The sequence below is a fragment of the Rhodobacter aestuarii genome (genome assembly GCF_900156655.1).
In the GTDB taxonomy this organism is placed as follows: Bacteria; Pseudomonadota; Alphaproteobacteria; order Rhodobacterales; family Rhodobacteraceae; genus Rhodobacter; species Rhodobacter aestuarii.
Map to the genome: position 1 here is coordinate 55,721 of NZ_FTOG01000004.1, position 22,995 is coordinate 78,715.

Annotated in this window: 24 protein-coding genes; 10 read left to right on the forward strand and 14 right to left on the reverse strand. The window is 59.2% G+C overall.

Translation table 11 applies throughout. The annotated features are described in order from the left end of the window. Nucleotides 1–10 precede the first annotated feature (10 nt). From mnmG to BW967_RS06850, 4 genes are read left to right on the forward strand one after another with little or no spacing between them, the layout of a single operon-like run. The gene (mnmG, locus tag BW967_RS06835) at nt 11–1,873 is read left to right on the forward strand and encodes a tRNA uridine-5-carboxymethylaminomethyl(34) synthesis enzyme MnmG (RefSeq protein ID WP_076484320.1); all 1,863 of its coding nucleotides are present in this window, start codon (nt 11–13) and stop codon (nt 1,871–1,873) included. Next, nucleotides 1,870–2,493, forward strand: coding sequence for a 16S rRNA (guanine(527)-N(7))-methyltransferase RsmG (gene rsmG, locus BW967_RS06840; RefSeq protein ID WP_076484321.1), 624 nt, complete (start codon nt 1,870–1,872; stop codon nt 2,491–2,493). The genes mnmG and rsmG overlap by 4 nt, the downstream gene beginning before the upstream one ends. Continuing rightward, a complete protein-coding gene (locus BW967_RS06845) occupies nt 2,486–3,307 on the forward strand; it encodes a ParA family protein (RefSeq protein ID WP_076484322.1) in 822 nt (273 codons plus the stop codon). Before rsmG ends, BW967_RS06845 begins: the two co-directional genes overlap by 8 nt. Then, nucleotides 3,304–4,206 carry a ParB/RepB/Spo0J family partition protein gene (locus BW967_RS06850; protein WP_076484323.1) on the forward strand — a complete coding sequence of 301 codons (903 nt, stop codon included), beginning with the start codon at nt 3,304–3,306 and terminating at the stop codon, nt 4,204–4,206. The genes BW967_RS06845 and BW967_RS06850 overlap by 4 nt, the downstream gene beginning before the upstream one ends. A gap of 37 nt (nt 4,207–4,243) precedes the next feature. Here BW967_RS06850 and BW967_RS06855 read toward each other — a convergent pair whose 3' ends face one another. The 5 genes from BW967_RS06855 to BW967_RS06875 are packed head-to-tail and all read right to left on the reverse strand — an operon-like array spanning nt 4,244 to nt 9,138. After that, nucleotides 4,244–4,615, reverse strand: a complete 372-nt coding sequence (locus BW967_RS06855; RefSeq protein ID WP_076484324.1) for a hypothetical protein — start codon at nt 4,613–4,615, stop codon at nt 4,244–4,246. After that, a complete protein-coding gene (gene flhB / locus BW967_RS06860; RefSeq protein WP_076484325.1) occupies nt 4,615–5,700 on the reverse strand; it encodes a flagellar type III secretion system protein FlhB in 1,086 nt (361 codons plus the stop codon). Before flhB ends, BW967_RS06855 begins: the two co-directional genes overlap by 1 nt. Further along, nucleotides 5,697–6,473, reverse strand: a complete 777-nt coding sequence (locus BW967_RS06865; RefSeq protein ID WP_076484326.1) for a flagellar biosynthetic protein FliR — start codon at nt 6,471–6,473, stop codon at nt 5,697–5,699. Before BW967_RS06865 ends, flhB begins: the two co-directional genes overlap by 4 nt. After that, complete coding sequence (gene flhA, locus BW967_RS06870; protein WP_076484327.1) at nt 6,470–8,557, reverse strand: flagellar biosynthesis protein FlhA; 2,088 nt, start codon at nt 8,555–8,557, stop codon at nt 6,470–6,472. Before flhA ends, BW967_RS06865 begins: the two co-directional genes overlap by 4 nt. Beyond that, entirely contained in the window at nt 8,557–9,138 is a 582-nt protein-coding gene (locus tag BW967_RS06875; protein WP_245826471.1) for a transglycosylase SLT domain-containing protein, read from the reverse strand. The genes flhA and BW967_RS06875 overlap by 1 nt, the downstream gene beginning before the upstream one ends. Between BW967_RS06875 and BW967_RS18915 the strand changes: the two genes are divergently transcribed. Beyond that, nucleotides 9,137–9,385 carry a hypothetical protein gene (locus BW967_RS18915; RefSeq protein ID WP_245826472.1) on the forward strand — a complete coding sequence of 83 codons (249 nt, stop codon included), beginning with the start codon at nt 9,137–9,139 and terminating at the stop codon, nt 9,383–9,385. The two genes, BW967_RS06875 and BW967_RS18915, sit on opposite strands and share 2 nt — an antisense overlap. A 74-nt stretch (nt 9,386–9,459) precedes the next feature. On the opposite strand, the gene BW967_RS06880 is transcribed toward BW967_RS18915, so the two are convergent. From BW967_RS06880 to BW967_RS06890, 3 genes are read right to left on the reverse strand one after another with little or no spacing between them, the layout of a single operon-like run. Continuing rightward, nucleotides 9,460–10,248 carry a 3'(2'),5'-bisphosphate nucleotidase CysQ gene (locus BW967_RS06880; RefSeq protein ID WP_076484329.1) on the reverse strand — a complete coding sequence of 263 codons (789 nt, stop codon included), beginning with the start codon at nt 10,246–10,248 and terminating at the stop codon, nt 9,460–9,462. Further along, entirely contained in the window at nt 10,235–11,581 is a 1,347-nt protein-coding gene (locus tag BW967_RS06885; RefSeq protein ID WP_076484330.1) for a TldD/PmbA family protein, read from the reverse strand. The genes BW967_RS06880 and BW967_RS06885 overlap by 14 nt, the downstream gene beginning before the upstream one ends. Nucleotides 11,582–11,640: 59 nt before the next feature. Next, a complete protein-coding gene (locus tag BW967_RS06890; protein WP_076484331.1) occupies nt 11,641–13,134 on the reverse strand; it encodes a DUF2125 domain-containing protein in 1,494 nt (497 codons plus the stop codon). Nucleotides 13,135–13,245: 111 nt separating this feature from the next. Here BW967_RS06890 and BW967_RS06895 point away from each other — a divergent pair, with 111 nt between their 5' ends. Continuing rightward, the gene (locus BW967_RS06895) at nt 13,246–13,857 is read left to right on the forward strand and encodes an enoyl-CoA hydratase/isomerase family protein (RefSeq protein ID WP_076484332.1); all 612 of its coding nucleotides are present in this window, start codon (nt 13,246–13,248) and stop codon (nt 13,855–13,857) included. A 41-nt stretch (nt 13,858–13,898) separates the two neighbouring features. Here BW967_RS06895 and BW967_RS06900 read toward each other — a convergent pair whose 3' ends face one another. From BW967_RS06900 to BW967_RS06910, 3 genes are all read right to left on the reverse strand, one after another. Beyond that, nucleotides 13,899–14,240 carry a DUF2853 family protein gene (locus tag BW967_RS06900; protein ID WP_076484333.1) on the reverse strand — a complete coding sequence of 114 codons (342 nt, stop codon included), beginning with the start codon at nt 14,238–14,240 and terminating at the stop codon, nt 13,899–13,901. Between the two features lie 156 nt (nt 14,241–14,396). After that, nucleotides 14,397–15,788, reverse strand: coding sequence for an adenosylhomocysteinase (ahcY, locus tag BW967_RS06905; RefSeq protein ID WP_076484334.1), 1,392 nt, complete (start codon nt 15,786–15,788; stop codon nt 14,397–14,399). 78 nt (nt 15,789–15,866) lie between these two features. Beyond that, on the reverse strand, nt 15,867–16,370 hold the full coding sequence (locus tag BW967_RS06910; RefSeq protein ID WP_076484335.1) for a hypothetical protein: 504 nt from the start codon (nt 16,368–16,370) through the stop codon (nt 15,867–15,869). A gap of 121 nt (nt 16,371–16,491) precedes the next feature. Between BW967_RS06910 and BW967_RS06915 the strand changes: the two genes are divergently transcribed. Further along, nucleotides 16,492–17,082 (forward strand): HD domain-containing protein, encoded by a 591-nt coding sequence (locus BW967_RS06915; protein WP_076484336.1) that lies wholly within the window; start codon nt 16,492–16,494, stop codon nt 17,080–17,082. 203 nt (nt 17,083–17,285) lie between these two features. Further along, entirely contained in the window at nt 17,286–18,140 is an 855-nt protein-coding gene (locus BW967_RS06920) for a LysR family transcriptional regulator (protein ID WP_170952628.1), read from the forward strand. Between the two features lie 16 nt (nt 18,141–18,156). Here the strand turns inward: BW967_RS06920 and BW967_RS06925 are convergent, their stop codons facing one another. From BW967_RS06925 to BW967_RS06935, 3 genes are all read right to left on the reverse strand, one after another. Beyond that, nucleotides 18,157–18,468 (reverse strand): H-NS histone family protein, encoded by a 312-nt coding sequence (locus tag BW967_RS06925; protein ID WP_076484528.1) that lies wholly within the window; start codon nt 18,466–18,468, stop codon nt 18,157–18,159. A 67-nt stretch (nt 18,469–18,535) separates the two neighbouring features. After that, the gene (locus BW967_RS06930) at nt 18,536–19,090 is read right to left on the reverse strand and encodes an ActR/PrrA/RegA family redox response regulator transcription factor (RefSeq protein ID WP_076484337.1); all 555 of its coding nucleotides are present in this window, start codon (nt 19,088–19,090) and stop codon (nt 18,536–18,538) included. Between the two features lie 77 nt (nt 19,091–19,167). Continuing rightward, the gene (locus tag BW967_RS06935; protein WP_076484338.1) at nt 19,168–19,809 is read right to left on the reverse strand and encodes an SCO family protein; all 642 of its coding nucleotides are present in this window, start codon (nt 19,807–19,809) and stop codon (nt 19,168–19,170) included. Nucleotides 19,810–19,898: 89 nt separating this feature from the next. On the opposite strand from BW967_RS06935, the gene regB reads away from it, so the two are divergent. Next, nucleotides 19,899–21,302 (forward strand): sensor histidine kinase RegB, encoded by a 1,404-nt coding sequence (regB, locus tag BW967_RS06940; RefSeq protein WP_083952017.1) that lies wholly within the window; start codon nt 19,899–19,901, stop codon nt 21,300–21,302. An 85-nt stretch (nt 21,303–21,387) separates the two neighbouring features. Then, the gene (locus BW967_RS06945; RefSeq protein WP_076484339.1) at nt 21,388–22,995 is read left to right on the forward strand and encodes a PAS-domain containing protein; all 1,608 of its coding nucleotides are present in this window, start codon (nt 21,388–21,390) and stop codon (nt 22,993–22,995) included.

Here is a 22,995-nt window from a genome sequence, read left to right on the forward strand (position 1 = left end):
AGTGTTTCACGTGAAACATTTTGACGTCATCGTGGTCGGCGGCGGCCATGCCGGGACCGAGGCTGCCCATGCGGCGGCCCGCGTGGGCGTGCGCACTGCGCTTGTCACGATGCGCCGCGCCGATATTGGCGTGATGTCGTGCAATCCGGCGATTGGGGGCTTGGGCAAAGGCCATCTTGTGCGCGAGATTGATGCGCTGGATGGGGTGATGGGCCGCGCGGCGGACCGGGCCGGAATTCAATTCCGCTTACTCAACCGCCGCAAAGGCCCCGCCGTGCAAGGCCCCCGCGCGCAGGCAGACCGCAAGCTTTATCGCCAAGCGATGGGCGAACTCACCGAAGCGCAACCGAACCTTGAGGTGATCGAAGGCGAGGTGACCGACCTGATCCTGTGCGATGGGCGCGTGGCGGGCATAACCTTGGCCGATTCGTCTGAAATTACCGCGGGCGCGGTGATTTTGACCACGGGCACCTTCCTCAACGGGATCATGCATATTGGCGACCAGCGCGCCGCCGGGGGCAGGGTGGGCGATGCGCCCTCGATCCGGCTTGCGCAACGATTGAAGGATTTGGAGCCCCGCCTTGCCCGGTTGAAAACCGGCACGCCGCCACGGTTGGATGGCCGCACGATCAATTGGGATATTTTGGAAAGCCAGCCGGGCGATGAAGACCCGGTGTTGTTCAGCTTCCTGAACCGCAAGCCTTATGCCCGGCAAATTTCCTGCGGCATCACCCATACCAATGAAGCGACGCATGAGGTGATTCGCACCAACCTGCAGCGTTCGGCGATGTATGGCGGGCATATCGAAGGGGTCGGCCCGCGCTATTGTCCCTCGATCGAAGATAAGGTCGTGCGCTTTGCCGATAAATCCTCGCACCAAGTATTCTTGGAGCCGGAAGGGCTCGACGATTACACCGTTTACCCCAACGGGATCTCGACCTCTTTGCCGCTTGAGGTGCAGGAGGCTTACGTTCGCTCGATCCGCGGTTTGGAAGCGGTGACAATTCTGCAAGCGGGCTATGCGATTGAATATGATTTCGTCGACCCGCGCGCGCTGACGCAAACGCTGGAACTGCAAGCGCAACCGGGGTTGTTCTTGGCGGGCCAGATCAATGGCACCACCGGTTATGAAGAAGCCGCAGCTCAAGGTTTGGTGGCGGGCCTCAATGCCGCCCACCAAGTTTTGGGGCAGGAAACGGTCACTTTCAGCCGCACCAACAGCTATATTGGCGTTATGATCGATGATCTGGTGACGCGCGGCGTATCAGAGCCCTATCGCATGTTCACCTCCCGCGCCGAGTTCCGCTTGGCTTTGCGGGCTGACAACGCCGACCAGCGGCTGACGCCGATGGGCGTGGCAGCCGGGTGCGTTGGCGAAGAGCGGCGCGTGGCTTTTGAAGAAAAGATAGAAGCCTTGGCTGCTGGCCGCGCCTTGCTCGATTCGCTGGTGCTCACGCCGAAGCAAGCGAATGAGCGCGGGTTGCGGGTGAACCAAGATGGCACCAAGCGCTCTGCCTTTGAACTCTTGTCGTTCCCCGAGATCGACTTTGCCACCATCACCGCCGCTTTGCCGGAACTGGAGGCGGTGTCAGCAGAGGTGGCCGAGCAGCTTTCCCGCGAGGCGCTCTACGCAAATTACATCACGCGCCAGCAGCAAGATGTTGAGGCGATGCGCCGCGACGAGCATTGGGAAATCCCAGCGGACTTTGATTACGACGCGCTGCCGGGGCTTTCCAAAGAACTGCGTGGCAAGTTTGCACGTGCAAAGCCGCAAACCTTGGCGCAAGCGGGCCGGGTGGATGGGGCCACGCCCGCAGCTTTGGCGCTGATTTTGGCGCATTTGCGCCAGCAAAAGCGGGCCGCAGCGAAATGAGCGGGGCAGAGCTCTTCCAGCGCCACTTCGATGTTTCACGTGAAACATTGGATCGGCTCACCACGCTCGAAGCGCTGTTGCGCAAATGGAACCCGGCGATCAACCTCGTTTCCGCGCAAACGCTCGATGATATTTGGGGGCGGCATTTCCTCGATTCGGCGCAACTGTTCCACTGTATCGAGGAGACGCCTGCAAGCTGGGCCGATCTGGGCAGCGGCGGCGGCTTTCCCGGCCTGATCATCGGCATTCTGGCCAAGGAAAAATGGCCCGAGATGCAATTGACCTTGGTGGAAAGTGACAAGCGCAAATCGGCCTTTCTCATCAACGCGGCGCGCGAATTGGGCCTTGGGCTCAAGGTCAAGCCTGAGCGGATTGAGAAAACCGCGCCGCTTCAAGCGGATGTTGTTTCTGCCCGTGCATTGGCCGCTTTGCCCAAACTTTTGGAATTTGCCGAGCGCCACCTGGGCGCGAATGGCACAGCCATCTTCCCGAAAGGCGAGCGCTGGAAAGAGGAGGTTGCTTTGGCCGAGGCTTCATGGTCCTTTACCAGCGAGCCGCGGGAAAGCTTGACCGACCCGCAGGCGGTTGTCTTGAAAATCAGGGGTTTGAAACGTGTCTGATCCGACGCGGCCGCCAGGGCCAAGAATCATCGCAGTGGCAAACCAAAAAGGCGGGGTCGGCAAAACGACGACCACGATCAACCTTGCCTCGGCTTTGGCCGAGCAGGGTAAGCGGATTTTGCTGGTGGATCTGGACCCGCAGGGCAATGCCTCGACCGGTTTGGGCATTGAAACCAATGCGCGGCGCTATTCGACCTATGATTTGATCTTGGGTGAGGCGCCGCTGTCGGATGTGATTCAGAAAACCGATTTTGACGGGCTTTGGATCTCGCCTGCAACGACCGATCTTTCCTCGGCCGATATGGAATTGGTTTCCGCCGAAAAGCGCACCTTTTTGCTCTATGATGCGCTACGTCAGGTCGATATCGACGCTTGGGCCTTTGATTATGTGCTGATCGACTGCCCGCCGTCGCTCAGCCTGCTCACCATCAATGCGATGGTCGCCGCGCAATCGGTGCTGGTGCCGCTTCAGGCCGAATTTTTCGCGCTGGAAGGCCTGTCACAACTGATGTTGACGATCCGCGAAGTGCGCCAAACGGCGAATAAAGACCTGCGGATCGAGGGGATCGTGCTCACCATGTATGATGTGCGCAACAACCTTTCCCAGCAGGTGGAATCGGATGCGCGGGCGACGTTGGGGGAATTGGTGTTCCGCACGATGATCCCGCGCAATGTGCGGATTTCCGAAGCGCCGAGTTTTGCGTTGCCGGTTTTGACCTATGATGGATCGTCCAAAGGGGCGGTGGCGTACCGGCATTTGGCGCGCGAACTGCTGGCGCGGCATGTCCCAACAAAAACAAAGGTGGCAGGATGAGCAAGAAGCCGGAACGGCGCGGGCTGGGGCGTGGCCTTTCAGCCCTGATGGCCGATGTGCAGTCAGCATCGGTAGATGTAGCGGAAGATGAGCCCCGGCGCCGCGATATGTTGGTGCCGATCGAGCATATCGTGCCGAACCCGGATCAGCCGCGGCGCAGCTTTTCAGAGCAATCTTTGGAGGAATTGCGTGCCTCTATCGCTGAAAAGGGCGTGATTCAGCCGCTGATCGTGCGCGCGCATCCTGAAAAAGCCGATCATTACGAGATTGTCGCGGGCGAACGGCGTTGGCGGGCGGCGCAGCTTGCCAAATTGCACGAACTGCCCGTGATCATCCGCGATTTCACTGATACCGAGGTGCTGGAAGTCGCGATCATCGAAAACATCCAGCGCGCCGATCTAAATCCGCTGGAAGAGGCGATGGGCTATCGCCAACTGATGGACCGTTTTGGCCACACCCAAGAAAAGGTGGCTGAGGCGCTTTCCAAAAGCCGCAGCCATATTGCCAACCTGTTGCGGTTGCTGAGCCTGCCCGAAGAGGTTCAGCACCATTTGCGCGACGGTAAGCTGACGGCAGGCCATGCGCGCGCGCTGATCACCGCCGAAGATCCGGTGAAAATGGCACGCGAAGTGATTGATCGCGGCCTATCGGTGCGCGAAGTCGAACGGCTTGTGAAGGGTGGTGAAACGGCAGCGCCGAAAGCTGGTAGCGGCAAGCGCAGGGCAGGGGCGCCGGATAAAGACGCCGACACCCGCGCGCTTGAGGCGGATTTGGCCGCAACTATCGGTATGAAGGTCTCGATCGACCATGATGGCGCTGAAGGGGGGCGGATCAGCATTTCCTATAGCTCGCTTGATGAGCTGGATCGGCTGTGCCAAACCCTGAGCCAAATGGGCTGAAAGACACCATATATTGTTAGAGAAAGGCCGCAGACAGTTAGATTTTGTTTGCGGCCTTTTTCTCTTCTTCCGCCTTTAGCTTTTGCGAAATCTTGCCAAGGTTCTCATGCCGACCCACGGCTTTGGCGGTGCGGGCCTTTTGCGCGTCAATCGGCACCTGCATTTCTGCGATCAGCCCGTCGATCTGTGCCTGCCGACCCCGGCTCCAAGCGCCAAAGGTCTCGGCTGATTGGGCGAGCATCAGGCTTTCTTGCCCTTCAAGCCGTGCGGCTTTTGCCATTTCGCCCACGCGGGCATGTTCGGCCTGAAGCCTTTGTTTGGCATGGGTAAGCCGCGCCAATTCGGCCATTTCGCGTTCGCGGACCATCGCGGCAAGCTCTTGCAGTTTTTCGAGCCGTTTGTTGGACATTAGCGCATCCCCCGTTCTTTCGCGCGACGGCGCATTTTCTCGGCAAAGCGGATCGCGGCGGCGACCGGACGGTAGTGTTCGGGCCGGATTTCATCGCCCACTTCAATAGCTGCATGAAGTGCGCGTGCGGTCGGCGGGTCCGAATGGATCGGCACCGCGTTTTCATTGGCCACGGCGCGAATACGCGCGGCGACTTCATCCACGCCTTTCGCCACACAGACCGGGGCGCGTTTCGCCCCGCGCTCCCATTTCAGCGCCACGGCATAGTGGGTCGGGTTGACGATCACGACATCGGCCTTGGCAACATCGGCAATCATCTGTTGTGTGGCGATCTCAATGGCTTTTTGCCGGCGTTGCGCTTTGATGTGGGGGTCGCCTTCGGATTGCTTCATCTCATCCATTAGTTCCTTGCGCGACATCCGGTTGCGGCGCATGAACTCAGAATATTGCCAAAGGTAGTCTATCGCGCCGATCACACCCGCAAGTAGCAGCATCAACAGCAGAAATTCGACGATCAGCTTGAGGAATTCACCCGCAATCAGCGGGGCTTCATATTGCTGGGTCATCAAGATCAGCGGCAATTCCCGCATGATAAAATAACCCAGAATGATTGAGATCACGACGAGCTTTACGAAGCTTTTGAGGAATTCAAACAGCCCGCTGCGGCCAAACTTTTGCTTGGCGTTATGGATCGGGTCGATCCGGTTCAGCTTGGGTTCAAGCTTGTCGGGGGCAACGACGAGCGCACGCTGCGCGACGAGCGCCAAGATCACCGCCGCCATCGGCAGCAAAATCCACGGGCCAAGCGTCAGGATCAGTTGAAAGAAGATCCCGCCTGCCACAGCGGGGCCGCCACCAAGGATCTGCACCGAGAGCGTATCCGCCTGATCAAGCAGCACGCTGGCCCAAGTGCCAAATTTTGTGAGCGAATAGACCCCAAAGGCCAGCGCGGTCACCACAAAACCAGCGTAAACCGCCGCGACCGTAATCTCGGCGGATTTGACGATGTCACCCTTTCGTCGGGCTTCCTCGATCTTGTGTGGTGTTGGGTCGAATTCCTTTGAGTCGTCGTCGTCTTCGCTCATGGGCGCACCTCGAACGGATTAGACAAGAACGTGACAAAGGCATCATGCCACACAAGAAGCCCGCTGGGGAGCGCGACCATCAAAAGCGCAAGCCCGCCAAGCGTCAGCGCGGGGGCGCCGACAAAAGCCACCATCAACTGCGGCATTGCGCGGTTAATCGCCCCAAGCGCGATGTTGTAGACAAGACCGGCAATCACAAAAGGCGCCGCGATGGAAAAGCCAAGCGTGAAAGCCCGTGCAACACCCGAAAGCTCCCATCTCCGGATCAAATCGGCATCGGGGAAGGTGCCGGGCGGCAGCGCTTGATAAGAGCCGATAAAAACTTCCGTCACGCGGATATGCAGACCCATATGCACCGCGATCGCCAGCCCGGCGAGCACCAGTAGTTGCCCAACGGCTGGCTGCGGTTCGCCCGTGGTGCCGCCAAAAAGCTGAGAAAGAGACACAGATTGCGCTGCCATCATGCCTGCAATCTGCAAACACAAAACGAACATCCGCATCGTCATACCGATGGCGAGGCCAATCAGGCTTTCCGCGAACAGCCAGACAGGCGCGGGTAGGTTGGTCTCAGGCTGGCTGATATAGGGCATCGCGCCGGGCAGCACGATCAGCGTGAAAGCGAAGGCCAAAACCAGCTTCACGCGGGCGGGCACCAGCATCTCGCCAAAGGCGGGCAGCACCAGCATCGCCCCGCCAATGCGCAAGAAAACGATGAAACCGGCCCAGAGAAACCCCTGAACCGATTGCAAAGCCTCTGCATAAAGCGGGTTCATGCGGGCACCACCCCCACCATCGAGGGTTTCGCATCAAGCCCGATTTCCTCAAAGCTGAGCACCGGCGCGCCGATCCCCTTTGCGCCAAGCACGGTTTTAAGGAACCGACGACGGCGGGTTGAGGTCACAATCGCCGGGAAAATTCCCGATTCCCCAGCCCGCGCGACCCGTTCAGCCACGTTATTGGCGAGCCGGTTGAACTTGTCGGGCGGCAGCGCCACATCGGTTTGCCCACGCTCGCCCGAGATTTGATAGGCCGAGAAAGTGTCTTCCCATTCCGGCGCAAGCTGCAAGAGCGGCAGCGTGCCATCTTCGCGGCGGAACTCTGCCACAAGCTGGAAGCCAAGGCGCTGGCGCACATGTTCGCAGATCGCTTCGGGCGAGTTCATACCGCGCACTTCGGCAATGGCTTCAACAATCACCATCAGGTTGCGGATCGAAACACGTTCTTCCAAGAGCAGACGCAGCACCGCCAAAAGGAGGTCCGTCGGCACTTTATCGGGGATCAATTCGTCCAGCAGACGACGGTTGCTATCAGCCCGCGCCGGATCAGAGAGGTTGCAAACCTCTTCCAGCAGGCGGCGCAGCGCGCGCAGGGTCATCAAGCGGCCGAAGTTGCGTTTGATCACCTCCAAAAGGTGCGTCGCCAGAACTTCGGTCGGCGATACCACGGTCGAACCGGCAAGCGCGGCATCTTCTTGTTCCGAGGCGGGCAGCCAGCGTGCAGGCGCACCATAGACCGGCTCGCGCACATCTTCGCCTTTGGGCAGAAAATCGCGGTTGTCGGAAATCAACGCCAGAACCTTTTCCGGGAACAGCCGATCTTTGGCTTGTTCCACGCCCTGAATACGGATGCGATAACAGCCCGGGTCCAAAGTGGCATCATCGGTCAGTCGAATTTCGGGCAAAATTAGCCCGTAACTTGCCGCCACATGGTTGCGCATATTGGAAATTCGGGCATCAAGTCCGGTTGCCGGATCAAGCGCCATCGCCACAAGGTCGGGCGAAAATTCAACGTGGATATCGTCGATATCGAGCACATCCCCGATGGATTTCTTTTTCCGCTCTTCGGTGGGGGCCGGCATCTTCATCGCTTCGCGCGCGGCCTTCTTGGCATTGTTGCGCTGCACCATGATCGAAGCCGTAATCAGCGCCGCCGCACCCAGCATAAAGGGCGCAAAGGGCAGGCCCGGCACCAGCGCGAACAGCGCCATCAGCACGCCAACCGTCATCAGTGCCGAGGGGTAGCGCGAAAGTTGCTCAAACAGCGCGGCATCGGTCGAGCCTTTGGCCCCACCGCGCGACAGCAAGATCGCCGAACCGATGGAAATGATCACCGCCGGGATTTGGCCCACAAGCCCATCGCCCACGGTCAAGATCGCATAGGTTTCCAAAGCGCGGTCAAGCGGCATCCCATGCACCACCGAACCAATGATCAGACCGACAATCAGGTTCAAAAGCGTGATCAACAGGCCCGCAACGGCATCGCCTTTCACGAATTTCGACGCACCGTCGAGCGAGCCGAAGAAGGTCGTTTCCGCCTGTTCTTTTTCGCGCCGTGCGCGGGCTTCGGCATGGTCGATCGCGCCCGCATTCATATCGCTATCAATGGCGAGCTGTTTGCCCGGCATCGCATCCAAGGCAAAGCGTGCGCTCACTTCGGCCATCCGGCCTGCGCCTTTGGTGATGACGATGAAGTTGACGATCAAGATCACGCCAAAGACGACGAGCCCGATCATCACCGAGCCGCCCATGACGAAATTGGCAAAGCCCTGAATGACCTTACCCGCTGCACCGGTGCCCGTGTGGCCGTTGCCCACGATCAGCTTCGTGGAACTGACGTTGAGCGACAAGCGCAGCATCAGCGAGGCCAAAAGCACGGTCGGGAACGACGAAAAATCAAGCGGCCGCTCGATGAACAGCGTCACGGTAAAGATCAAGATGGCCAGTGCAAAAGACACGGCCAAGCCCACATCCAGTACCCAAGAGGGCACCGGCAGGATCATCATGACGATCACCGCCATCAGCGCCAGCGCCAGCAAAATGGTGGGCTGGAAGATCGCCTGCATCGTTAGTTTCGGCATCAGTTGCCCTCACCTTTGTTCAGCGACAGCGCAAAAAGGCTTGCTCCGGGGGCGGCGCCGAGCGGCGGCGCGGCGGTGCCAGAACGTTGCAAAAGGGGATAGGTATTCACCCGAGGCGGGCGGCGCGGGGCGGTGGGGGCGTTCATTGCAGCAACAATATCGGGGATCTCGGGAATATCGGTTTGCATCGGTTGCGTGGCCGTTTGCGGGGCGCCTGTCCAAGCGGCATCATTCATTGCCACCATGCCCTCGGCCCCATCAGAGGCCAAAAAGCGCTGACGCAGTTCGGCGAAGCGGGCCGAATAGCGCTCTGCATATTCTTTGGTGCGCGAGTGGTAAGCGCCCGCCGCCCCGTTCCACGAGCCTTTTTCATCATAAAGCTCAGCCAGAAACTTTGCGGCGTAAAGCGCATTGGCCAGCGGGTCGAACATCTCGTCAATCGAGGAGAAATGCTGGTTGTGCCATTTGTAGTTGATCTGGAAGCAGCCCACATCGAAGCTGCGCGCGCCGCGCTTGAATTCCTTGAACACATAGGCGCGGGCTTCATCGAGCGTGTCGAACCAATGGCCAGCACCCTCCATGTTCACCGTCCAGGGCCAGGGCCGCAGCTTGCCGTCAATTTTCTTGCCGGTTTCGGTCAGCGAAATCGCTTTGAGCACAGAAATCGGCACGCCGGTGCGGCGGGAGGCTTCTTCTGCGACTCGTTCGCAAGTGGCTGAGACGGTGGTGGCCGACTCGGATGCGGCCAAGGGCGCAACCTTAAAAACCATGCAAAGCACGGAAATTATTGATAAAAGCCAAAATTTTGGCATGGGCTTCACCCTCTGATCAGCAGTTCTTGCTACGGGTGAAGCTAGGCAAAGAAGGTTTATAACCGGTAAGGATTGCCCGGATCGTGGCGATTATCGGCGCAGCGCCGCCAGATAATGCGCATGCAAAATCGGGTTTGCGACCAACAGCCCATCGGCCCGCGCAGAGGGGGTGTTAAAGCTCAGCGGCGTGCCAATCCGGTCACTTGTGACCGCGCCCGCACGCTCTGCAATCAGGCTCGCGGCGGCCACATCCCATTCCCATGCCTGACGCAGCGAAAGGCTCGCATCAAAGCGCCCCTCTGCCACAAGGCACAGCCGCCACGCAAGCGAAGGGCGGAAACTGCGTTTGTAAGCGGGGCAGGGGCCATTCCAGTGAAACGGCTCATCAACGGCGCGCACCGTCAACAGCGTGCTGCCATCAATTTCTTCTGTTTCCGTGGCTTGGATGGTTTTTCCATCCAATTGCGCCGGGCCATCCAGCGTGGCGGTGTAGCTTTGTTCCAGCACCGGCAAATGCACGACGCCCGCAACCGCCTTGCCGTTTTCGACAACCGCAATTGCATGGGCAAAGCCCGGTTCATTGGCCAAAAACGCCCGTGTGCCATCAATCGGGTCAACAACAAACAGCCGTTTGGCGGCGAGCCGAGCCGGATCATCTTGGCTTTCTTCCGATAGCCAGCCGTAATCGGGCCGGGCATCGCGTAAAATCTCGGCCAAAAGATCGTTCACGGCCAGATCGGCCTCTGACACAGGGCCAGCGCCGCCATCCTTTTCCCAAGCGTTGGGCGCGCGCTTCCAATAACGCAAAGCCAGTTCGCCCGCCGCCACTGCGGCTTCGCTCAGAAGTGCCAGATCGGTGGCGTAATCAGGCCCCGGCAAGGGTCAATCCCTCCAGCAAAAGCGAGGGAACGACATGGCTCAGATGTGTGCGGGCATCATTGGCGGGGATGATCGCGCGCAGCATGTCATGCAAATTGCCCGCCACGGTGCATTCGTTCACCGGATAGCGAATTTCGCCGCCCTCAACCCAGAAGCCATTGGCCCCGCGCGAATAATCCCCCGTCGTTGGGTTGATCGTGGCACCGATGAACGATGTGATCAAAAGCCCGGTGCCCATCTCGCGCAGCAATTCCTCGTGCGAGTGGGTTCCTTGGGTCAGCGCCACATTGCCGGTGGCGGGTGTTGGCGTTGAGGTCGTTCCACGTGAAGCATTGGCGGTGCTTTGCATGCCCAGTTTGCGCGCGGTGGCCAAATCCAGCGTCCAGCCGGTGAGGATACCGTTTTCGACAATCGCGCGGGGCTGCGTCGGCAGACCTTCGGCATCAAAGGGGCGCGAGCCTGAAATGCGCGGGCGGAAAGGATCTTCGATCAGGCTCAACTCTTTGGGCAGCACCTGTGTGCCCATCCCATCGCGTAGCCAAGAGGCACCGCGCGCAATCGCCGAGCCGTTGATCGCCGAAAGGAGATGGCCGATCAGGCTGCCCGCCACACGCTCATCAATCAGCACCGGATAGGCGCCCGTTTTCGGGCGGCGGGGCTTGGCGCGTGCCACGGCGCGTTCGCCAGCAAGGCGCCCGACCTCTTCCGCAGCGGGCAGATCAGCTTGGAAAATGCGCGATTCAGCGGCCCAATCGCGCTCCATCTCTGCACCTTCGCCCGAAATTGCAACGGCAGAAACAGAACGAGACGTGCGCCCGTAACCCCCGGAAAAACCGTTTGAATTGGCCAAATGCAGCTTACGGCCAGACCAAGAGGCAGAGGCCGATTGCACCTGTGCCACGCCAGAAACCGCAAGCGCTGCAGCTTCTGCGGCGCGGGCATCTGCCTCAAGTGCGGCCGGGTCCGGCTCGGCGCTTGGGTCTTCAATTTCATAGGCGGCAATATCCCAGGCGCGCGCAAATTGCGTGGGATCGGCAAGCCCGGCATAGGGGTCATTTGGCGCCTCGCGCGCCATTGCCACCGCGCGTTCAGCCATATCGGCCATGGTGCGCGCCGAAATATCCGAGGCGGCGACACAAGCCTGACGCCCGCCCATCAGCACCCGCAGGCCAATTTCTACGCCCTCAGAGCGTTCCGCCTGTTCCAGCGCGCCGCCGCGCACATCAATCGAGACAGCCCGGCCTTCAACGGCCAGCGCATCGGCGGCTTCGGCCCCGGCGGATTTGGCGGCGGCAAGCAGCGCCTCGGTCAGATCGGACAAAACTGGCGGCATCGGTTCCTCAATGAAAAAGCCGCCCAGCGTGGACCGGGCGGCTCATGCGTTGGTTTGCTTTACTGGATCGGTTGCCCGTTGGCGAGGATGCGCCCGCCTTCTTTGAACTCAATCTTCGAGCTGAACATGTCTTCGCCCTGCGGCGTGGCATAAACACCCATCATCATCTTGGCGAACATCACCTGATCTTGGGGCATCATCCCCATCGCAACGAGCCCATCCATCAGCTTGTTGGCACCCGAGAGTTGCAGGTCAATCGCGCCAAGCGGCATCGGCATGCCCATCGAATTGTCAAAGGTCAGCGCGCCTTTGCCGCTCAAATCCGCCCCCGCAACGGTGAGTTGGATCTTGTTCACGTCAAGGCTGTCGATCTGCATCGGCGGCACCGGCGATTTTGCGGCTTCGTCCGAATACAGATCCATCAGCGCTTTGGCCTTGCCGCTTAGGTCAATCACCAAAGTGGCCGGGCCGTGGCCCAGATGGCCTTGCGGGTCAAACATCGCCCAAAGCTGCTCCGAGACGCTGAGCCCATCAATCACCAGCTTGGCGGTAACGGGTTGCGCATCGGGCGTGGCCGAAAGCGGCAGCGCCAGATCCATCTCACCGCGCGCGATTTGCGCCGAAACCGGCATCGGGAATTGCGCGGTTTGCACCGAAACGGCGGTATTGTCGCCCGAAACCATGTAGCGGAACCCATCGCGGCTCAGCGCGATCGTGGCTTGGCCCGATTGCGCGCTGCCCGAAATGTTCACCGGACCATCGCTGGTTTCGGCAGACATCGTATAGGTGACGCCGCCATAGCCCATTTTCATGTCGGTGCTCATGCCCATGCCGATGGCATTGCCCATTTCGGCGGCATCGGCGCCTTCGGGCATCACATTCGTGCCAAGGATGGCCAGATCCGTCAGCGCGACATCGGCAACGACCGTGGTGCCTTCTTCCGGGTCCGTGCCCGTCAGATGCATGGTCATACCGGCGGCTTTCATGTCGGTTTTCATGGTTTGCGCCGTGGCATCGGCGGTCACTTGTTGGGTGCCCGCAAGCCCGGTGAGCTGCATTGATACTTCGGCCGGCTCACCCGCGCTCGGAACCGTGCTTTCTGTGCTTACCGCAAGCATGATGCTCGGCGCGTCGATCAGGTAAGACATCGCCTCGGGCGTGCCCGACACAACGGCAATGGCTTCGCTTTTGTCGATCCGGATATGCGCCGTTTCGGTACCGCCATCCACATTGGCGCTATTGGTCCCGGTGATTTCCCCTTCGACCGAGGCTTTCACGGTGCCATCACCTTGGTCTTCAAGCAAAAGCGCGGGCACGTTCAGAACCGTGGTGGTGGAGCCATCGGGATCCGCCGCCGTAAAGACAACGTCCCGAATGGCAAGCGTATCGCCAGAACGATCCACGCTGCCCGGAGCGACGGTGAAACCATAGGATGAATATTGTTTTTGCCAGCTTTCCCAGACTTGTTCCGGGGTGACATCGGCGCGCAGCGCCGTCGAGCTCAAAAGAAGGGCGATGAAAGCCGTTGTGCCAGCGGTGCGAAGCCGTGTCATATGTGACCTCTTGTGGAAAATGGACGCACGCATCCTCTGACGCGTGTTCCCAATGGTCAAGGGCCGAACGGGTTGCTAGGACGAGTTCGGCAGAAATCGGGAGTTTGGGCGATGATCCATGTTGATGATCAAGAGGGTATCTGGACAGTCACGATTGATCGGCCTGAAAAAGCCAATTCGCTCACGCGGGACATGCTGATCCAGATCACCGAAGCCGCAGAAGCCGCCGAGGCTGCCAAGGCGAATGCGTTCATCTTGCGCGGCAAAGGTAAGGTCTTCTCTGCTGGTGCCGATTTGGATGAGGCGCGTGCCGGGCTTGCCACCGATTGGGTTTGGGAAAAGCTATCGGGCAGCGTTGCTTCGCTCCATTGCCTCACGATTGCTGCGCTGAATGGCACGCTTGCGGGCGGCGCGATGGGGATGGTTCTGGCCTGTGATCTGCGGATTGCCGTGCCGGAAACGAAGATTTTTTATCCGGTGATGAAGCTTGGCTTCATGCCGCAGCCCTCCGACCCGAAGCGCCTTGAAAACTTGGTGGGTCCGGCGCGGGCGAAAATGCTGCTGATGGCGGGTCAGAAGGTCGGCGCGGAAGAGGCGCTGGCGTGGGGGCTTGTCGACCGGATCGTTGCCCCAGAGGCGATGGATGAAACGCTTGAAGCCTTGGTGGCGGATGTGAAAGCCGCCGATCACGCCCATGTTGTGGGCATCAAAGCGCTGCTTTAAAATCTGAAGCGCCCGGATCACCGGGCGCTTGGGCAATCTGATTAGGCGTAAACGGCTTCTTTGCGGAAGTGTTTGACCAGCATGTAATAGACAACGGCGCGGTATTTGTTCCGCTCTGAGCGGCCATAGATTTCGATGACCGCGTCAATCGCATCGTCCAACTTTGGGCCATCTTTCAGGCCGAGTTTCTTGACGAGGAAGTTTTTGCGGACGGTGTCCAACTCTTCCTTTTGCGTTGCGGCGACAGTTTCTGCATCCGCACTATAAATCGCCGGGCCGCAGCCGATCGTGACTTTGGTCAGCAAATCCATATCCGGCTCTATACCGCATTTGGATTTCAGGTCTTCGGCATATTTGGCGATCAATTCGTCCCGTTTCCCCATCGTCTCTCTCCCTTTGCGTGTTTTATGATTTTCGCGGTAACTTCAAGGTTGATTGGAGTTTCCCATCCCGCAAACAGAATTAGAGACAGGACAATAGAACGAAGCAATAAAAAACGGGGCCGCAAGGGCCCCGTTTGAACGTTTCTGATCACCGGATCAGTAGCGGTAATGTTCCGGCTTGTAGGGGCCTTCGACCGTCACACCGATATAGTCGGCTTGGTCGGGGCGCAGCTCGGTCAGTTTCACGCCGATCTTTTTCAGATGCAGGCGAGCCACTTTTTCATCCAGCGCCTTGGGCAGGATGTAGACGCCGGGCTGATATTCTTCGCCCTTGGTCCACAGCTCAATTTGCGCCAGCGTTTGGTTGGTGAAGGAGGCCGACATCACAAAGCTCGGGTGGCCGGTGGCGTTGCCGAGGTTCAGCAGACGGCCTTCCGAGAGCAGAATGATCCGCGCGCCCGAGGGCATCTCGATCATATCCACCTGGTCCTTGATGTTGGTCCATTTGTGGTTCTTGAGCGCGGCGACCTGAATTTCGTTGTCGAAATGGCCGATGTTGCCGACGATCGCCATGTCTTTCATCTCGCGCATATGCTCGATGCGGATCACGTCTTTGTTGCCGGTGGTGGTGATGAAGATGTCGGCGTCATGCACCACGTCTTCGAGCACCACGACCTCAAACCCGTCCATCGCCGCTTGCAGCGCGCAGATCGGGTCCACCTCGGTCACTTTCACGCGCGCGCCAGCGCCGCGCAGCGAGGCGGCCGAGCCTTTGCCCACGTCGCCATAGCCGCAGACCACGGCCACTTTGCCCGCCATCATCGTATCGGTGGCGCGGCGGATACCGTCGACCAGCGATTCCTTGCAGCCGTATTTGTTGTCGAATTTCGACTTGGTGACGCTGTCGTTCACGTTGATCGCCGGGAAGGGCAGCAGGCCCTTCTTGTGCAGGTCATAAAGGCGGTGCACGCCGGTGGTGGTTTCTTCCGAAACGCCCTTGATCGCTTCGCGCTGTTTGGTGAACCAGCCGGGGGTTTCGACCATGCGCTTTTTGATCTGGTTGAACAGGCACACTTCCTCTTCCGAGGTCGGCGTGGCGATCAGATCGGTTTCCCCCGCTTCGACGCGCGCGCCAAGCAGGATGTACAGCGTCGCATCCCCGCCATCGTCGAGGATCATGTTGCAGGTGCCTTCCTCGAACTGGAAGATCTTGTCGGTGTAGGACCAGTATTCTTCAAGGGTTTCGCCTTTGATCGCAAAGACCGGGGTGCCGCCCGCGGCAATGGCCGCGGCGGCGTGGTCTTGCGTCGAGAAGATGTTGCACGAGGCCCAGCGAACATCAGCGCCAAGCGCTTTGAGCGTTTCGATCAGCACTGCGGTTTGGATCGTCATGTGCAGCGACCCGGCAATACGCGCGCCTTTCAGCGGCTGGCTCGGCCCGAATTCTTCGCGGCAGGCCATCAGGCCCGGCATTTCGGTCTCGGCAATATCGAGTTCTTTGCGACCGTAGTCGGCCAGCTTGATATCTTTGACGATGTAATCGACCATGACGCCTTCCTTCAAATTTCAGTTGGCGCTGTCTACCATCCCCTCAGCTTCGCAGCAACGGAGCAGTGGTCGCGGTGCTTAGCCATTGCTTAGCAAGCCCGCAGAACCGAGCAGAGCAATAGGGTTTCCACCACTTTCCCAGCCGATCCCCGAAGAGACCACGCAGGCCACACCGTCGGCACGGGTATAAACGGCGGTCCAAGTTCCCATCACATCAGAGGCCCAAAGTGCCACCGAACGGTTGTTTGAAAGCGGGCGCTGGACACGGGGGTGTTCGCCAAAGTCATGCGCAAGCGTTTCGCCCAAACGGTCATGGCGATCACAATAGGGCACATTGGGCGATTGATCGGCGCCGATTTCCGTAATCGCGTCAAAGACGCTCAAATCGCCATAGGCGATATCGGCTCCATGATCATCCATCGGGCGACCCCAGTCCGCATTGCTGGAGGCCCAAGCTTGCGGTTCGGCGGGGCCAGTAACCTCATCAGGATCAATGCTCGAAAAGGCGACCGTCACCGGAACCAGCATCGCCAGCGCAACGGCTGCGCCGATATACGTGATCTTGCGGGTGGAGATGGTCATGGTGGGCCCCCTTTCGATTGGTCGCACACAAGGTTAACGCCAGATGGGGCTTTAAAGTTCCGCATCCCGTTTACAGCCGCGCCCGCATTGGCTAGCAGAAGGCACCGATGTGGAGGGTGCAATGAAACGGGCGTGGCAGCGGATGCTTTCGGGGCGCAGGCTTGATCTGCTGGACCCGACGCCAATGGATATCGAGATCGAAGACATCGCCCACGGGCTTGCTTTCGTGGCACGCTGGAACGGGCAAACCCTTGGCGATTATGCCTATTCGGTCGCCGAACATTCGATTTTGGTGGAAGAGCTTTTTGCCCGCATGAACCCCGGCATTGATCTGCGCTGGCGGCTTGCGGCGCTGCTTCATGATGCGCCCGAATATGTGCTGGGCGATATGATCAGCCCGGTCAAAGCGGCAATTGGGTCGGGCTATGGTGAGTTGGATGCACGGCTGACGGCGGCGGTGCATTTGCGCTTTGGCCTGCCAGTCGCATTACCCACGCCGATCAAAAAAGCGATCAAGGCGGCGGATACGGTTTCAGCCCGGCTGGAAGCCGAGCAGATTGCCGGGTTTTCAAAAGCGGAAGCGGATCGGATTTTTGGCAAGCCTGACTTGGTGCATACGCGGGGGCTGACGATCCGTTTGCGTCCCCCGGCTGAGGTGCGCGCCGAATTCACGGCGCGCTATCAAAGCCTGCTGACCGCGCTTAGCGGTTGAACGTGTATTCGCCAGCTTTACGGGCGCGGGGCGCGTAGCCGCCAATCGCCAAGGTGAATACTTCTCCAAGCATCCGGAACATCACGGATCTCCTTGTCTTCCTTCTGCGCCTGCTTTGCCTTGACGCGGGCCGTAAAGCGAGTCAGGAATTTTTCACCACCTGTTAGATTGGCTAACATATGAGTGAAATCGACTGGAAAAGAATGCCGCCCCTTACGGCCCTGCGTGCCTTTGTCACAACGGCAAAGGAGGGTGGTTTCAGTGCAGCAGCCCGTAAACTGAATGTTACCCATGCTGCGATAGCGCAGCAGGTTCGTGCGTTAGAGGCCGATCTGGGCGTGCCGCTTGTGTGGCGCGATGGCAAACATCTGGCGCTGACGCCAGAGGGCCAGCGCTTTGCCGAGGCGCTCGGCGAGGGCTTTGCGACAATCCTTTCTGCGGCTGATCATCTGCGCGCCACGGGGTCTGAAAAGCCACTGGCGGTGACGGTGCCGCCGACCTTCGCCTCTGAATGGCTCATGCCGCGGCTGGCGCGGTTTTGGAAGAAGCATCCCGATATCGCGCTCTCGCTGTTGCCAGAGGCGCGGGTGGTCGATCTGCAAACCGCAGGTGCCAATCTGGGCTTGCGGTTCGGTGTGGGAAAATGGCGCGGGGTGGTATCCGAATTTCTGACCGCTGCGCCGCAGGTGGTGGTTGCAGCGCCCGAATTGCTGGGCGGGCGGACAAGGCTTTCCTTGCGAGAGATGTCGGTCCTGCCGTGGATTCGAGAGGGCGACTGGCCAGAGCAAATGCAATTGCTCGAAAGCATGGGGCTCAAGCCCGCCGCGCTAAAGTTTGTGGACTTTCCGAACGAGGAATTGGCGCTTGCGGCAGCGCGCGAAGGGATTGGCCTCCATTTGGAAACAGAATCCCTTATTCAAGAAGATTTGAAGCTTGGCTGGCTCGTAAAAATTCACGAGCTGACCGAGGAAAGCTTGGGCTATTATATAGTCAGGCCGCCAGGTCCGGTGAACCCAGCGGCCAAAACATTCATTGAGTGGCTAAAAGCGGAGGTGTGACCCCGCAACGCCCCAATCAGGCAATCAGCAGATCGTCGATGGTTTTGCCTGCCGACAGAGCCGCTTCAACCCATTTCGGTTTACGGCCACGCCCGGTCCAGGTTTCTTCGGCATTTTCCGGATTGCGGTATTTCGGCGCCACCGCTTTACGCGGTTTTTTCACGGTCATTTCCGTCAATTCGGCGAGCGAATAGCCCATCTTGCGGGCAACATCTTCAAGCTCCGAAAGAGCTTCTTTTTTCTTACGATCTTCGTAAGTGACGATCGCCCGGTCTACTTTCGCACGCAGGGCCTTGAGTTCGCTGAGCGAAAGGTCTTCGATATCCATAAAAGCCTCCATGGGGGTTTCTACGGATATCGATTATTATTGTGAAATATTCAAGTAGTATTAAAGGTCAACGCGGGCTGCGTTTGGCCAAAATCCGCTGAAGCGTCCGGCGGTGCATATTCAAACGGCGCGCGGTTTCCGAAACGTTGCGGTCGCAAAGTTCGTAAACGCGCTGAATATGTTCCCAACGCACACGGTCCGCGCTCATCGGGTTTTCCGGCGGCGGCGGCAGCATTTCGCCTTTGGCGAGCAGCGCATTGGAAATGTCATTCGCATCGGCCGGCTTCGACAGATAATCGGTGGCACCCATTTTCACAGCGGCCACGGCCGTCGCAATCGCACCATAACCGGTCAGCACGACAATGCGCGCCTCGGGGCGGCGTTCGCGCAAGGCTTCCACCACTTCAAGCCCGTTGCCATCTTCCAGCCGCAGGTCGATCACCGCATAAGCTGGCGCGCGGTTTTGCACGATGGCTTTACCAGCGGCGACAGTTTCGGCGATCTCGGTCTGAAAACCACGCTTTTCCATCGCGCGCGACAAGCGGGTCAGGAAGGCATTGTCGTCATCAACAAGAAGAAGCGTGCGGTCGCTACCCAGTTCGGTAAATTCTTCGTCGGCCATGGTCTTCCCCTTCCACCCGTTTTCCAGTTTCTAGGACGAACTGTCGCGCGGGTCAATTTCTCTTGATCAGATGCGTTTTATTTTGCGTTTGTTTTCAGCGCGTCGATGAAGCAAGCGACGCTATCGGCCATCTCTTTGGGCGGTGTGTCCCGATCATAGAAATCAAGATATCCGAATTTTGGGTCCATCAGATAGGTCTGAGTGGAATGGTCGATCAGCGTTTCAGGGTCGCTTGGGTCGGCCACATTGTAATAGGCGCGGTAGGCTTTCACCGCAGCATCAATCTGCGCTTTCGTGCCGGTGAGCCCAATCATTTTCGGGCTCATGATATCGGTGAATTCTTGCAGGCTTTCGGGGGTGTCGCGTGCGCTATCCACCGAAATAAAGACCGGGGTCACGTCGTAGCCGCGCTGCTCAAGCAGTTCGGTAGCTTCTGCATTGCGATCTGAATCGATCGGGCAGACATCGGGGCACCATGTGTAGCCAAAGTAAACAAGGCTCGGCTTGGTGATCACCTCTTTGTCGGTCACCGTTGCCCCGGTTTCCGAAAGCAGCGTGAACGGGCCACCAATCTGGGCGGCGCCCGCGCGCGGCCCAACACGGCATTCGGCAAAGGGGTCATCGGCGCCAGCGCCCACCGTCAGCGTGTAGGTCACCCCCAGCAGCGCCACCACAGCAAGCGTGGCGCCGACAGCGGCAGTTTTCGCAGAAATGGCCATGCGACATCCTTTCAAGCAAGCCATTGATTGCCCAGCCCATCGCGAATATCAAGAGGCAGGGATTTTTTAATAAGAAGAGGGTTTTAGCGATGGCTGATCTGCTGCGAGCGCCCGAGCGGGTGGAACTCGATATTTCGGCAACGCTAAGCCATCAGGAATGGGTGCGGGTGCGCACGCTGATCTTGCTCCGCTGGGCGGCGATTTTCGGTCAGCTCGCCGCGCTGGTCGCGGCGCATACGTTTTTCAATATCGAGTTGAACCTGCCCCTGTGCCTCATCACCGTGGGTGCAGCGGTGGTGGCGAACATTGCGGCGATCAACCTTTACCCGGAATCGCGGCGGCTTTCGCAGGTTGAGGTGACGACAACGCTTCTGTTCGACACCGCGCAATTGGCGCTGTTGCTGACGCTGACCGGGGGCCTCAATAACCCCTTTGCCCTGCTCATTCTTGTGCCGGTGACGATTGCGGCCACCGCGCTGAAGCTGCGGCCAACGCTGCTTTTGGGTGGCGCGACGATTTTGATGATCACGCTTGTGGCTTTGGTGGCGGAACCGCTGAGCACCCATGATGGTGAGCTGATCACCGTGCCGATGCAGATCGAATTTGGGACTTGGGTCGCCATCGTGATCGGCGTGATCTTTTTGGGGGCCTATGCGCACCGGATCGCCCAAGAAATCCACTCCATGTCTGATGCGCTCTTTGCCACGCAACTGGCGCTTTCGCGCGAACAAAAGCTGACCGACCTTGGTGGTGTGGTGGCTGCGGCGGCGCATGAGCTGGGCACGCCCTTGGCCACGATCAAACTGGTGTCGAGCGAATTGGCAGATGAGCTTTCCGATGACCCGGAGCTTTTTGACGACGCGGTCCTGATCCGCGATCAGGCGGATCGGTGCCGCGATATTCTGCGCTCCATGGGGCGCGCGGGCAAAGATGACGTGCATCTGCGCACTGCGCCGCTTTTGGCCGTGCTTCGCGAGGCTGCCGAGCCGCATATGGAGCGGGGCAAGAATATCTATTTCGACTGTGTTCCGGGCGAAGGCGGCTCTGAACGCCAGCCGACCATCTACCGCTACCCGGAACTCGTCCATGCTTTGCGCAACCTTGTGCAAAACGCGGTCGATTTTGCACAAACGACGGTTTGGGTGGATGCGCAATGGACCGACCGCAGCATCATCGTCCGCGTCAGCGACGATGGCCGGGGCTATGCGCCAAGCGTGATCAACCGCATTGGCGACCCCTTCATCTCCAGCCGGGGCTCCAACAAGATGGAGCGCCCCGAATATGAAGGCATGGGCCTAGGGCTTTTCATCGCCAAAACACTTCTGGAGCGGACTGGCGCAAAACTGCGCTTTTCCAACGGAACAGAGCCTTATCAGAAGAACGCGCCGGTGCCGCGCCGTTCGGGGGCCATGGTTGAACTGCGCTGGCACATCGGGCGGTTGCTTGCGCCCGAAGCCGGTCCCTTGGGCGAAAATGTTCCGATCCAAAGCTAATGGTGAATCAAACCTAACCTGTTTAACGACCCATTAACCTTTATTGATCAATCATGACTGCGGGACAGCGAGAGGGGCTGCAGTCATGCAGGTCGAATATCTTCAGGCGATCATCATCGTCATTACTTCCGTCGGCTCTGTGGCCATAGGGCTGCTGGCGGTCACCTTCCTTACCGGGCGCAAAAAAGCGCCAAGAAAATCGACCACAGTGCATCCGGTGCTCGAACAAACGGTGTTTTTGTTCGATGATCGGGATTTGGTCGATGCCACGCCGCCTGCACGGCTTCTTCTGGATGCAGCACCAATGGCTGCCAATGATTGGACGCGGCTTTGCGCTTTTATCTCTCCTCGATTTGAGGGGTTTGCCGAGCGCATGGCGCAGCTTTCCGAACGCGGCAAAATAGAGATTCGCGCCAAACTGGAAGAGGGGCGGACGCTGCCATTGCAGCTTGTGGCAGAGGATGTGAACGGCCTCGCCCGGATCACGCTGATTGACCCCGAGGCAGAGGGACGGGGCGTCTTGGTTGATGGTCTGTCGCAACGCGCGCTGGAAGACGAGCTTGATCACATGCGCCAAACGCTGGACCGCGCGCCAGTGCTGATTTGGCGCGAAGATGCGGCGGGCAGCCTCACTTGGGCGAACCGGGCCTATGTTCTGCGCTCGGGCGCGTTTTCGGAAAGCGATGACAGTCTGATCTGGCCGCTGCCGCGCCTGTTTGACCTTGATCCCGCGCTGCGCCCGGGCAGCATGCGCCGTATGCGGTTGGAACAAGCGCCCGATAAAATCGACTGGTTCGATTGTCATTCCTACCCGTTGGAGCATGGTTCGCTGCATTTTGCGGTGCCAGCCGATGCCACGGTGCGGGCGGAGGCGGCGCTGCGCGATTTCGTGCAAACGCTCAGCAAGACCTTCGCCGATTTGCCGATTGGCCTTGCGGTCTTTGACCGGTCACGACGCCTGCAGATTTTCAATCCGTCGCTGATTGACCTCACCCAGCTTGGGGCGGAATTCCTGTCCACGCGCCCCACGCTTTATGCCTTCTTGGATCGTCTGCGCGAGGCGCGGATGATGCCCGAGCCGAAAGATTACCGCACCTGGCGGCTGCAAATGACCGAACTGGAGCGAGCGGCGGCCTCGGGCTATCATTGTGAAACGTGGAACCTGCCCTCGGGTCAAACCTATCGCGTGACCGGGCGCCCGCATCCCGACGGCGCGGTGGCGTTTTTGTTCGAAGATATATCCGCTGAAAGCGCGATGGCCCGGCGGATGCGCGCTGAATTGGAACAGGGTCAAGAAGTTCTTGACCAAATGGGTGAAGCGGTGGCGGTGTTTCAGTCTTCGGGGGAAATGACCGCTTCCAATGCCGCCTATGGTCGGCTTTGGGGGACCGGCGTCGCCCATTCTGTTTCCCGCAGCACGATTGCCGATGCGGTCCGACTTTGGCAGGCGCAATGCGAGCAAACCTCGCTTTGGGCCGAGGCGCGCAGTTTCAACACCACGCTGGGTGTGCGCCGCTTGGTCGAGGGGGAGGTGATCCGCCGGATCGATGGCGAGCCGATCGATTGCCGGTTTGTGCCTATGACCGGAGGTGCAATGCTGGCCAGTTTCAGGCCGCGTCACCGCGCGCTGATCGCGCCAGAGCAACCAAGCCCAGTGCCTCAGGCGGAGTCCACCGCGCTTTTGCTGCGCTGA